This window comes from Pseudomonas sp. JY-Q (genome assembly GCF_001655295.1).
GTDB lineage: Bacteria > Pseudomonadota > Gammaproteobacteria > Pseudomonadales > Pseudomonadaceae > Aquipseudomonas > Aquipseudomonas alloputida.
Map to the genome: position 1 here is coordinate 3,412,184 of NZ_CP011525.1, position 12,372 is coordinate 3,424,555.

General features: G+C 60.9%; 10 protein-coding genes. 5 read left to right on the top strand and 5 right to left on the bottom strand.

What is annotated here, in order from left to right:
- Positions 1-15: 15 nt before the first annotated feature.
- Entirely contained in the window at positions 16-1,092 is a 1,077-nt protein-coding gene (gene hppD, locus AA098_RS15480; protein ID WP_003253865.1) for a 4-hydroxyphenylpyruvate dioxygenase, read from the bottom strand.
- A 298-nt stretch (positions 1,093-1,390) separates the two neighbouring features.
- On the opposite strand from hppD, the gene AA098_RS15485 reads away from it, so the two are divergent.
- Both AA098_RS15485 and rarD read left to right on the top strand, forming a co-directional pair.
- A complete protein-coding gene (locus AA098_RS15485; RefSeq protein WP_064614686.1) occupies positions 1,391-2,977 on the top strand; it encodes an EAL domain-containing protein in 1,587 nt (528 codons plus the stop codon).
- A 33-nt stretch (positions 2,978-3,010) separates the two neighbouring features.
- Positions 3,011-3,898: an EamA family transporter RarD gene (gene rarD, locus AA098_RS15490; protein ID WP_003253870.1), complete on the top strand. Its 888-nt coding sequence runs from the start codon at positions 3,011-3,013 to the stop codon at positions 3,896-3,898.
- On the opposite strand, the gene AA098_RS15495 is transcribed toward rarD, so the two are convergent.
- The gene (locus AA098_RS15495) at positions 3,861-5,432 is read right to left on the bottom strand and encodes a TerC family protein (RefSeq protein ID WP_003253871.1); all 1,572 of its coding nucleotides are present in this window, start codon (positions 5,430-5,432) and stop codon (positions 3,861-3,863) included. The genes rarD and AA098_RS15495 overlap by 38 nt on opposite strands.
- A gap of 292 nt (positions 5,433-5,724) precedes the next feature.
- Between AA098_RS15495 and AA098_RS15500 the strand changes: the two genes are divergently transcribed.
- Positions 5,725-6,306: a LysE family translocator gene (locus AA098_RS15500; protein WP_003253874.1), complete on the top strand. Its 582-nt coding sequence runs from the start codon at positions 5,725-5,727 to the stop codon at positions 6,304-6,306.
- On the opposite strand, the gene AA098_RS15505 is transcribed toward AA098_RS15500, so the two are convergent.
- The 3 genes from AA098_RS15505 to AA098_RS15515 form a co-directional block, all read right to left on the bottom strand.
- Positions 6,271-7,119 carry an AraC family transcriptional regulator gene (locus tag AA098_RS15505; RefSeq protein WP_003253877.1) on the bottom strand — a complete coding sequence of 283 codons (849 nt, stop codon included), beginning with the start codon at positions 7,117-7,119 and terminating at the stop codon, positions 6,271-6,273. The two genes, AA098_RS15500 and AA098_RS15505, sit on opposite strands and share 36 nt — an antisense overlap.
- Positions 7,120-7,166: 47 nt before the next feature.
- The gene (locus AA098_RS15510) at positions 7,167-8,285 is read right to left on the bottom strand and encodes a glycosyltransferase 61 family protein (RefSeq protein ID WP_004576556.1); all 1,119 of its coding nucleotides are present in this window, start codon (positions 8,283-8,285) and stop codon (positions 7,167-7,169) included.
- Between the two features lie 229 nt (positions 8,286-8,514).
- A complete protein-coding gene (locus AA098_RS15515) occupies positions 8,515-9,669 on the bottom strand; it encodes a hypothetical protein (protein ID WP_003253880.1) in 1,155 nt (384 codons plus the stop codon).
- 451 nt (positions 9,670-10,120) lie between these two features.
- Between AA098_RS15515 and AA098_RS15520 the strand changes: the two genes are divergently transcribed.
- Positions 10,121-11,740, top strand: a complete 1,620-nt coding sequence (locus tag AA098_RS15520) for an NADP-dependent glyceraldehyde-3-phosphate dehydrogenase (RefSeq protein ID WP_003253882.1) — start codon at positions 10,121-10,123, stop codon at positions 11,738-11,740.
- Positions 11,741-11,849: 109 nt separating this feature from the next.
- Positions 11,850-12,329, top strand: coding sequence for a VOC family protein (locus AA098_RS15525; protein ID WP_003253883.1), 480 nt, complete (start codon positions 11,850-11,852; stop codon positions 12,327-12,329).
- Positions 12,330-12,372 lie beyond the last annotated feature (43 nt).

Consider the following 12,372-nt stretch of genomic DNA (forward strand, 5'->3'; position numbering starts at 1 on the left):
GTACTCCAGGGGCGATCAGTCTGTGCTCAGCACGCCACGGCGTACCTGGTCACGTTCGATGGATTCGAACAGCGCCTTGAAGTTGCCCTCCCCGAAGCCATCGTCACCTTTGCGCTGGATGAACTCGAAGAAGACCGGGCCAAGCAGGGTTTCCGAGAAAATCTGCAGCAGCAGGCGCTTGTCTTCGGGCTGCGAGGCGCCATCGAGCAGGATGCCACGCGCTTGCAGTTGGTCGACCGGCTCACCATGGCCAGGCAGGCGCTCTTCCAGCATTTCGTAGTAGGTTTGCGGTGGCGCGGTCATGAAGCGCATGCCCAGCCCCTTCAGGGCATCCCAGGTCTTGAGCAGGTCATCAGTCAGGAAGGCCACGTGCTGGATACCTTCACCGTTGAACTGCATCAGGAACTCTTCGATCTGCCCCGCGCCCTTGGACGACTCTTCGTTGAGCGGGATGCGGATCATGCCATCAGGCGCAGTCATGGCCTTGGAGGTGAGGCCGGTGTATTCGCCCTTGATGTCGAAGTAGCGGATTTCACGGAAGTTGAACAGCTTCTCGTAGAACCCGGCCCAGTAGGCCATGCGCCCGCGGTAGACGTTATGGGTGAGGTGGTCGATGATTTTCAGGCCAGCACCCACCGGGTTGCGATCCACACCTTCGATGAAGTTGAAATCGATGTCGTAGATCGAACTGCCTTCCTCGAAGCGGTCGATCAGGTAGAGCGGTGCCCCCCCGATACCCTTGATCGCAGGCAGGCGCAATTCCATCGGGCCGGTTTCGATTTCTACCGGCTGGGCGCCCAGTTCCAGGGCGCGGGCATAAGCCTCATGGGCATTGCGCACGCGAAAAGCCATGCCACATACCGACGGGCCGTGTTCAGCGGCGAAGTACGAAGCGATACTTTTGGGTTCATTGTTCAGGATCAGGTTGATGCCACCCTGGCGATACAGGTGCACATCCTTGGAGCGGTGGGTGGCCACTTTGGTGAAACCCAGTATCTGGAATACAGGCTCAAGTACGCCAGGGGTCGGCGAAGCCAGTTCGATGAACTCGAAGCCCATCAGGCCCATTGGATTGTCGAAGATATCAGCCATGTTCGTGTCCTCATCTGCTGCGAAAATTATAGATTGCGTAGGATGTGGAACAGAAACGGCGGTGAGCACGGGATACCGCGCACGCTGCGGGCGAGGAAGTCACCTATGATCAGCTTGAACCCATGGTATGTCATATGGACCCATTCTCGGCGGGCTTGATCCTTCGGAGGTGAAGGACCTTATTGTTGTATTCGTAAATCGATTCTACATTGCGTAAAATGGTTTGTCGCGTTTTAGTTGCTCGTACGCGGCGACAAACGGCTATCCTCTCGTTTTACGCCATGATAGTCAGGTCAGCATGCCCCTTACCGCCAAACGCCGCGCTGCACTCAGCTGGCGCACGCTCTTGCCTTGGGTCGTCGCCGTGCTGCCGGTCATGTGCGGCCTGGCCGTGATGAACTGGCAGGTCGAGCGTGAAATGCAGGCCAGCAGCCACGCCACCACCCGCCAGGCGTTGGAGCACGTCGAACACATCCTCGACAACCTGTCCCGTGCCGCCAATTCGCTACTTCCACTGACTGACAGCCCATGCGAGCAGGTCAAGCTTATGCTACGGGCCCAGGTTACCCGCAATGCCTTCGTGCGCTCGACCAACCTGTTCAGGCACAACAACCTGTATTGCACCTCGCTGTTCGGCGAGTTCGACGAACCGGTCAATCCTGGGGATTACGTCGACGGCAAGTTATGGCTGATGGACGGCAACTCGGTTACGCCGGGCCACCCGCTGCTGGTCTACCGTGCCAGCGACGGCGACCACGGCGCAATCACCACGGTGGACGGCGACCACCTGCTAACAGCACTGCGCCTGATCGGGCCCGATGAAGAACTGCAAATCCGCGTGGGCGACGCCTGGATGGGCAAGGATGGCGTGGTCCACAAAGGCGTCTCCCCTGCCGCCCCCAGTGCCAACGTGCTGATAGGCTCGACGCGTTACCCTTTCAGCGTGCAGGGCGGCTACAGTGCCGACAAGCAAGGCCAACTGTTGCGCAGCCACTACCCTGGCCTGCTCAGTCTGTTGCTGGTACTGGGTGCCCTGGCAGCGCTGGCATGCCGCTGGCAGATTCGCCGCGCCACCTCACCGCGTGCCGAACTGGACCGTGCCCTGCAGGCCGATGAATTCCTGCCGTATTTTCAGCCGGTGGTGCGCAAGGGCGATTACCGCTGGGCCGGTGCGGAAGTGCTGATGCGCTGGCACCACCCACGAGAAGGCCTGGTTCGCCCCGACCTGTTCATCCCCTATGCCGAACACAGCGGGCAGATTGTCGCCATGACCCGCGCGCTGCTGACACATACCGCGCAAAGCCTGGCGCCCTATGCCGGGTTGTTGGAAGACGGCTTCCATATTGGTGTCAACATCACCGCTGACCACTGCCGCGACCTCAGCCTGCTGGATGACTGTCGCACGTTCCTGCAGCACTTTCCGCCCGGCCGGGTGGTGCTGACCCTGGAACTGACAGAGCGCAAGCTGATCGAGCCCACGCCGGTCACCCTTGAGTTGTTCGAAAAGCTGCATGCCATGGGCGTGATGATCGCCCTCGACGACTTCGGCACCGGCCAGTCGAGCCTCAACTACCTGCGGCAATTCAAGGTCGACTACCTGAAGATCGACCAGAGCTTCGTTGCCATGATCGGCGCCGATGCGCTGTCAGTGCACATACTCGAGAGCATCATTGAACTGTCAGGAAAGCTGGACCTGGGCATCGTCGCCGAGGGTGTGGAAACCGACATGCAGCGCGACTACCTGGCCAAGCATGGGGTGGACTTCCAGCAGGGTTACCTGTTCGCCAGGCCCATGCCAGCCGCCCAGTTCCTCGCAGCCTTGGCCACCCGCCCGGGCGCAACGCAGTTGCCGCAAGATGCGCCCCCTGAGATCATGCGCAGTTGATCAACCCGCTCAATTCCCGTATTCGAGGCATTCGTGTCAAAAGGCATTGTTTCATCGGTCATGGCGTCCTGCCTGTTCGCTGTGATGTACTTCTATACCTCCCTGCTCAAGCCACTCGATGGCGAAGAAATCTTTGGCTGGCGCACCCTGCTGACACTGCCCTGCCTCACCTTGTTCATGCTTGTCTCGAAAGACTGGAAGCGGGTGGGCGAACTGATGGGCCGGGTAAAACGCACGCCGGTGCTGTTGCTCGGCATGGTCGGCACGTCCTGGCTGATGGGGGTGCAACTGTGGCTGTTTCTCTGGGCGCCCCTGCATGGGCGCAGCCTGGAAGTGTCGATGGGTTACTTCCTGCTGCCACTGGCCATGGTCCTGACCGGGCGGCTGGTCTATGGCGAGCGCCTGTCACGCCTGCAGACGGTAGCCGTGGCCTGCGCCGCACTGGGCGTGGGCCACGAGCTGTACCAAAATGGCAGTTTTGCCTGGGAAACCCTGCTGGTAACGATCGGCTACCCGGTCTACTTCGTGCTGCGCCGACGCTGCCGCACCGACCACCTGGGCGGCCTGTGGTGCGACATGTGCCTGCTGCTGCCGTGGGCGCTGTACTTCGTGATCCAGAGCCCACTTTCCAGCGCTGACCTGCAAGCACACCCCGGGCTGTATGTGTTGGTGCCGATCCTTGGCGCGATCAGCGCGTCGGCGCTTATCGCCTACGTGCTGGCCAGCCGCATGCTGCCATTCAGCCTGTTCGGCCTGCTCAGCTACGTCGAACCCGTGCTGCTGGTGGGCGTGGCGTTGCTGCTGGGCGAAACCATCGGCCCGGATCAGTGGCTGACCTACCTGCCAATCTGGGCCGCAGTACTGGTGCTGGTGCTTGAGGGCTTCAAGCACCTGCTACGTCAGCGTCGCCGTTCGGTGTAAGCCGAACCTGACGTACCCGTCGCTCTTCAACCGCCTCCACGGTCAGCATCCAGCCATTCCAGGCTAGCCGGTCACCGACCATCGGCAGGCGGTCGAGCAAGCTCATCACCAGGCCCGCAAGGGTCTGGTAATCCTCGGTAGCACGGGCACTGAAGCCAGTACGCGCCTGCACCTGGCTGAGGTTCAGCGCGCCGCTGACCACAAAGCCTTCCCCTTCCTGGACGATGCCCGGGCCTTCAATTTCACTGGCATCCGGCAGCTCACCGGCAATCGACTCAAGGATGTCGGTCATGGTCAACAGCCCGGTGAAGTCACCGAACTCGTTGACCACGAAGGCAATATGGGTCGACTGGCCACGCATTTGCTCCAGGGCATTGAGGATGCTGAAGCTCTCCAGCAGGTTCAACGGCGCCCGGGCCATGCTTTCCAGGTCGGGCTGGCTGCCCGAGAGCAGTTCCTTCAGCAGTTCCTTCTTGTGCACAAAGCCCAGGGGCTCGTCCACGCGACCATCGCGAATCAGCGGCAGGCGCGAGTACGGCGAATTGGCCAGGGCCTGGGCAATGGCGTCGGCCGGTTGCGCCAGGTCGATCACATCAACCTCGGCACGGGCTGTCATCACCGTACGAATCGGCCGCTCGGCCAGGTTCAGCACGCCGCTGATCATGACCCGCTCACGGCGGTCGAACAGCACCTGTTCCCCGCCGCCCTCGACCAGGTCGGCAATCTCCTCGCCGACCTCGTCAGCCTCGACCCGGCGGCCGCCCAGCAGGCGCAGCACGGCATGGGCAGTGCGTTCACGCAACGGCTTGTGCTGTTGCAGGCTGCGCTTGCGACGGGCGCGCGCCAGCTGGTTGAACAGCTCGATCAGGATCGAGAAGCCGATGGCCGCGTACAGGTAGCCTTTCGGGATATGGAAGCCCAGGCCTTCGGCGGTGAGGCTGAAACCGATCATCATCAGGAAACCCAGACACAGCATGATCACCGTGGGGTGGGCGTTGACGAAGCGGGTCAGCGGCTTGCTGGCAACGATCATGATACCGATCGAGAAGATCACCGCGATCATCATCACGGACAGCTCATCGACCATGCCCACCGCCGTGATCACGGCATCCAGCGAGAATACCGCGTCCAGTACCACGATCTGGGCAACGATCGGCCAGAACGCGGCATGGCGCAGCGTGCCACTGGCCTGGCTCACGTGACCTTCCAGGCGTTCGTGCAGCTCCATGGTGGCCTTGAACAGCAGGAACACACCACCGAACAGCATGATCAGGTCACGGCCAGAGAAGCTCTTGCCGAACACTTCGAACAGCGGCGCGGTAAGGGTGACCATCCACGAAATGCTGGCCAACAGGCCCAGGCGCATGATGAGCGCCAGGCTCAGGCCAATGACCCGAGCGCGGTCGCGCTGATGGGGCGGCAACTTGTCGGCAAGGATGGCGATGAACACCAGGTTGTCGATACCCAGCACCAGCTCGAGGACGATAAGCGTCAACAGGCCTAGCCAGGCCGTGGGGTCGGCTAGCCATTCCATTAGCGGGTACTCACGTGGGACACGTCACAAGGACGGGAGAAGGATGGCCAGAAAGGCCGAAGACTGGGGGGCTCCGCGAAGGTGCTCATATAGACCTTGATAACAAATTGGGAGAACGATGCTACAAGCACAGCAGGTTTCTGTTGTAGCGCAAAACTATTACAAAACCTGTAACGACCCTGCAACGCCCTATCGCCCCGCGGGAGCGAGTCGTGCGCGGGTACTTTTGTTCAATACATCAGACCGTCGGCGACGCGAGGATGACGCCTCTCCAACCACGTGGATCTTCCTCATGAGCCTGTACCTGTCCATGGCCGCTTTCGCCCTTGCGGCCTCGATCTCCCCCGGCCCGGTCAACATCGTCGCCCTTGGTAGCGGTGCCCGCCATGGCCTGCGCGCCAGCGTTGCACATGTCGCCGGCGCCACGCTGGGGTTCTGCCTGTTGCTGGTGCTGGTCGGGCTGGGCCTGCATCAACTGCTGCTTCGCTGGCCTTTGCTGGGCCTGATGTTGCACTGGGGCGGTGTGGCGTTTCTGCTGTACATGGCGTGGAAGCTGGCCAGTGACGACGGCAACCTGAACAACGCACAGCCTACCCAAGCCCCTTCAGCCTGGCACGGCGCAGCAATGCAGTGGCTGAACCCCAAAGCCTGGTTGGCAGCCGTTGCCGGGGTGGGTGCCTACACCGGTGGTGAACAGCACTTGCTGTGGCTGTTTACCTGGATCTACGGGCCGATCTGTTTCATCTCAGTGGCCTGCTGGGCCTGGGCCGGCAGCGTGATTCGCCGGTACCTGGACAACCCACGTCACCTGCGCATGCTCAATCGGAGCCTGGCCGTGTTACTGGTTGCCAGTGCGGTTTACCTGATCCTTTAAGGCATGCACGGCTCCTGCAGGAGCACCGAGGCTAGCGACAGCATTTCTGTAATGTCCCGGTGTCGCCGCCAGGTGCTGTTTGAATGCCCGCTGCAGGTGTGCCTGATCAGCGAACCCGGCCTCCTGTGCAACTTCAGCAATTGAACGGCCCTGGCGCAACTGCGCCCGGGCCAGCTGTACACGCTGGTCTAGCAGGTAACCATGCGGCGTCAGGCCGAAGCGTTGGCGAAAGGCACGAATCAGGTAGGAACGGGACAGGCCGCAAGCCCCGCAGATGTCTTCGAGGCTGAGCGGGTCACTGCGGTGGGCGCGTATGAAAGCAGCCGCTGCATCCAGCCGTGGATTGCCCTGGTCAATCTCGCTGGCATTACGGGCAAGCATGCCCGGCAGCTCGCTGAACAGGGCCGCCAGGCGAGTTTCCCGATCAGGCAGCCTGGCGTCGAACAGGTCGGCAAAGGCCTGCAACAGCCGCCCGTACAACACAGGCGAGCGGCTCCAGGTCTGTGTTGGCAGGGTAAAACCCACTGCCTGCAACCAAGGCTGATCGACGAACAGCATCAGGTAAGACCAGGGTTCCCCGGCAACAGGGTTGCAGGTATGCACCACGCCCGGGTTCATCAACACCGTGGTACCCGCCCCCACCTCAACGCACTGGTCACTGTTGATGTAAGTGCTACGCCCCCCCGTGATCACCCCGATGGAGAAGCTCTCGTGAGAGTGCGCGGCGTAGCACACCTTGCGCCCGTCCCCTACCCGTCGGGCTTCGACGAACGGCAAGGCAGGGTCGCGCCAAAACCGTGATACCTCGATCATCCTCTACTGCCCTGCCCGCCGCGGATCCATGCACCGATACTACACACTTATCGTGGGAACAGATCCAACGTGCGCTCCACTTCGTCAATATCGATCCTGAAACCATCGCCTTCCGGCAGGCCCACCACAAAGCCAAAATGCTGCTGGTCACGATCCGTCAGGTATTTGTAGTAACTGACGAAACGGTTCGGCGGCTGCAAAGTCAGCAGGCAGCCTCCAGCCTGTAGCACATTCACGCCATGCACCAACTGGCTACCCTCCACCCCGATGACCACTTTAGCCCCGGCGCATGCCGCGATAATGCTCGGCACATCGGACTTCAGCGGGTTGACGATGCGAAAACCGCGGGTAGTACGCAAGTGTTCGGCAAGCTCCAGCTCGTTGCGCAACAGGCGCAGGTCACCATCACCGCCCCGCAACAGGAAAACCCCCGGGTGCTGCGTGTACGACACATGCGAGAGCAGCTTGTCACCCATGGCTCGGTAGCGAGCATGCCGGCTGCGGTTGTTGCTCTGGTCATCGAACAGCACCAGCTCACGGAAGAACGCACTGCGCAGGCGCAAAGGCTTCATGTCCAGCCAGTCTTCATAGGCCGGTGCCTGGGTAAACAGCGGATACCTGGCAGACGGGGCGGTGGTCACCGGGATGCCCTCGTTGCAAGCCAGCGCATAGGTCGGACAGTCTTCCATCAACCAGGTGCCGAACCAGGCGTTACCGTTTTGTGTGCAGTAGATTGCAGCGCGGTCGATTTCATTGTCGATGAGGATGGTCGGGAAGGTACTCGGCTTCTGTGACAGCCAATGGCTGGCTTTGCCCTTGTACAACGCCCCTTCGACCAGCCATACATCCTTGATCAAGTAGCCACGGGTTGGCCCTTGCAATGTGTTGACGCCCCCCTCCATGGTCTGCGCCGGGTGCACGTAGGGGTAAAACCGCTTACCTTCCCAGCCCGTCACCCGCTCCAGCTGACCAGGCAGGAAAATGGCCGGCGGCGAAACCGTGGCTTCGCCCGGGGCGATGTCCCAGCACTTGGTGGCGACGCTCTTGAGATCGGTCGCCGTTTTTCCACCCAGCCGTTTGCGCGCCATGTGGCGGTAGGCGGCCAAGGTCCAGCTGTGTTGCCTGGCTGCGGGCGATGCACTGAACTGCGAGATGTCGCTTCCCATGAAGCGTCCTCCCTTGATGGCGAAGTGTGGAGCCCGGCGCTAGGCACTGTACGAAAAGTCTTGAGACGCGGGTCAGGCAAGGCGAAAACAGCCGAGGAACGGCCGGGGTCGCGCCCGACTGTACTGGAGTACATTAGCATTCCGAGGCTGTTTTCAACGCTGCATGAACAAGTATCAAGGCTTTTCTTACAGCGCCTAGGCGCCAGATCAAAGCATCCCTGGCAGTTACTCAATTGCTCGTGACTCTTTCCATGGTGGGCGGTGATTGCAAGCTGGCGTAACGGCTGCGCAACGTTTGCACAAACGGTTCGCCTGCCCCGCTGCCGCCATAGAGATAAATCTTGTGCAGGCCACCAAACACCATTTCGTGATAGCGACTGGCAACTTCCTCATCGCTTGGGCCATCCGGGAGCCCCAGATGCAACGTCAGCTTGTCGCCTTCGACCGCGAACATCGGCGTATCCCACAAGAACTTTGCCGTACCGGTCTTGGGCAGGCGGACAAACAGGTACGCATGGTTACCCAGCGAATCGATATCACCACCGCGGCGGCGCTTCCACTTCAGCAGGCCGTCGTCCGGGCGCGCCAGACACAGGCCGATGTCGTAATAATCGAAGCCCTGCTCCAGTGCCCATTCAAGCGCCATGAAGGTGGTGATCGAATTCACCTCGCGCAGTTTCTTCGCATCGGAAAACACCGCCTCGCAATAGCCAAAGCGCAACGTGCTCCAGTAACGCTTGCCGCCGCGTACCACTTCACACCCCAGGTGACAGCCGATCACTTCATCGCCCAACATGATCAAGTCAAGCCGGCCGACACTCTTGGCAATACGGAACACCTCTTCGGTAGGAAACTGCGCGGCATGAATGCCCTGCCGGGCCGAAGCATAAGGGCGCAGCAGATCCCGGTCGGCCATGGCGATTTCTTCGTCCGAAAGAGCTTGGCGCATGTGATACAGCGGCCGGTTCTTGCGAATGCTGCGCCGCAGTTCGCTGTCGTAGCGGGCCGTGATGTCTTCCAGAGGGCGCCCCAAGGGCACCACGGCGCTCAGGTAGTGCGGCACTGACAGCGCCCCCGACGTGGGCATTTCGCTGATGACCACGACGTGGCTGGCAGCCGCCGTGGCACTTGCACCGTCCACGATCGATGCGCTGCCCTGGCCCTTGCCCCCAATCAGCAGCTTGGCCATTTCCCGTTGCTGCTTGCGGCCGATGTAGAGGATTTCGTACGGGCTCTCCTGTTGCGGGCGAAACCTGGCGACTTCCCAACGCCAGAGACAGGCACGCGCCATCATTTCTCGCATTTTGCTGGCCAGCAGCCTGATTTCGTAGCGCATGGAGGGCGACAGGAGCTTGCGCGCCACAGTCGTCAAGGTCTTTTTCATTTCTTCTTCGACGTCCTTTTGAAGTGCACTATTGGCCAATCGGAAAAAGAGAAAAATCCAGCAAAAACACTTAACACTTTGATTTTTATAGTATGGCTTGCAACTTTCTAATCACATTCAGTAACAATTTAAGATGCCTGCAAACGCTTTGGCAAGCGGCTTCTGGCTGACTTTAGATCAAGTTTCATGGCGTCAAATTCCCCGCATCAAACCGACGCTCAACAACACATTTGCTATAACCGTGCCCATCAAGCTCCGCTGGCCACTTCGCTATCCATGAATAACCTTTGACGACTTGCATCAACGTCTCTCAGGCCTCTGACGGATTGCCGGGCAGGCATGGATGGCCATGTTGAACCAGACTGGTGTTTTTCCGGCAGCCAGTGCATGCTCCAAGCTGAAACGATTCAACTGACTTGAAAACCGCCCTTTGATGTGAGGTGCAGTACCCATGGACCGTTTGCTCGATTCACTCTTCCCCAGCGCCGAGAACATCCCGGAAACCTGGCGTCTGGGAGCCCCACTGGAACAACGCGACTACCTGGTCAACGGTGAGCTCAGGCGCTGGGACGGCCCGTTGGCCACGGTGCGCAGCCCGGTGTGGCTCAAGCAAGGCGACGAAGAGCATCAGGTCATATTGGGCAGCGCCCCGCTGCTGGATGCCGAGACCGCGCTGACCGCCCTCGATGCTGCCGTGCAGGCCTATGACAAAGGCCGTGGCGCCTGGCCGAACATGCGCGTGGCCGAGCGTATCCAGCATGTGGAATCCTTCCTTGCCCGCATGCGTGAACAGCGCCAGGCCGTGGTCAAGCTGCTGATGTGGGAGATCGGCAAGAACCTGAAGGATTCAGAAAAGGAATTCGACCGCACCTGCGACTACATCGTCGACACCATCAACGCCCTCAAGGACCTGGACCGCCGCTCCAGCCGCTTCGAGCTGGAACAAGGCACCCTCGGCCAGATCCGTCGCGCCCCACTGGGCGTGGCCCTGTGCATGGGGCCTTACAACTACCCGCTGAACGAGACCTTCACCACGCTCATTCCGGCGCTGATCATGGGCAACACGGTGGTGTTCAAGCCGGCCAAGTTCGGCGTACTGCTGATCCGCCCCTTGCTCGAAGCGTTCCGCGACAGCTTCCCGGCAGGCGTGATCAATGTCATCTATGGACGCGGCCGGGAAACGGTGAGCGCGCTGATGGCCAGCGGCAAGGTCGATGTATTCGCCTTCATCGGCACCCACAAGGCCGCCAGCGACCTGAAAAAACTGCACCCACGCCCGCATCGTCTGCGCGCCGCACTGGGCCTGGACGCCAAGAACCCGGGCATCGTGCTGCCCCAGGTCGACCTCGACAACGCTGTCGAAGAGGCCGTCACCGGGGCGTTGTCGTTCAACGGCCAGCGCTGCACGGCACTGAAGATCCTGTTCGTGCATGAGGATGTGGTCGAGGCCTTCCTCGACAAGTTTCAGCGCAAATTGGCGGCGCTCAAGCCCGGCATGCCGTGGGAACCTGGCGTGGCGCTGACACCATTGCCCGAGCCTGGCAAGGTCGACTACCTCGATGGCCTGGTTGCCGATGCGACGGAAAAGGGCGCGCGCGTGCTCAACGAAAATGGCGGGCACAGCCGCGGCTCATTCTTCTACCCGGCCTTGCTGTACCCGGTCAGCCGGGAAATGCGCGTGTACCACGAGGAGCAGTTCGGCCCGCTGGTTCCGGTGGTGCCCTACCGCGACCTGCAGACAGTGATCGACTATGTGCTGGACTCCGACTACGGCCAGCAACTGAGCCTGTTCGGCAACGACCCGGCCACCATCGGCAGCCTCGTCGACATCTTCGCCAACCAGGTCGGGCGCATCAACATCAACGCTCAGTGCCAACGCGGGCCGGACACCTACCCGTTCAACGGCCGCAAGAACAGCGCCGAGGGCACGCTCTCGGTGGATGACGCTTTGCGTGTGTTCTCCATCCGGACGCTGGTCGCCACCCGCTTCCAGGAGGCCAACAAAGCGCTGATCAGCGAGATCATTCGCAACCGCCAGTCGAGCTTCCTGACCACCGACTACATCTTCTGACCGCCGCGCTTATAGACAATCGATCTAGCGTCACTGTCGATTTTCCATCTGGGCGAACGACTCTAAGCAACAGGGCGCCTTTCGGCGCCCATTGCAAGGAGAGTCGAACATGGCAGTCAAACCCATCCCCGAAGGCCAGCACAGCATCACGCCCTACCTGGCCATCAACGACGCCGCCAAGGCCATCGAGTTCTACAAGCAAGCCTTTGGCGCGAAGGAAATGTTCCGCCTCGATGCCCCGGGCGGTCGCGTTGGCCATGCCGAACTGAGAATCGGCGATTCGTCGCTGATGCTGGGCGACCCCTGCGACATGGAAGGCGGCCTCACCGCCAGCCAGAAGCTCAGCGGTGCGGGTGTTGGCCTGCACTTGTATGTTGAAGACTGCGACAAGGTCTACGCCCAGGCCCTGGCCGCCGGGGGCATCCAGTTACATCCCTTGACCGACCAGTTTTACGGTGACCGCAGCGGCACCCTGAAAGATCCGTTTGGCAACATCTGGTTCGTGTCCACCCACAAAGAGGACCTGACCCCCGACGAGATTCGCGCCCGCGCCGCGAAGATGTTCGGCGGCAGCCAAGCGACGAGTTGAAAGCCGCGCGACTTTGCTTGAAGCTTGAGGCTCGTAGCTTGGA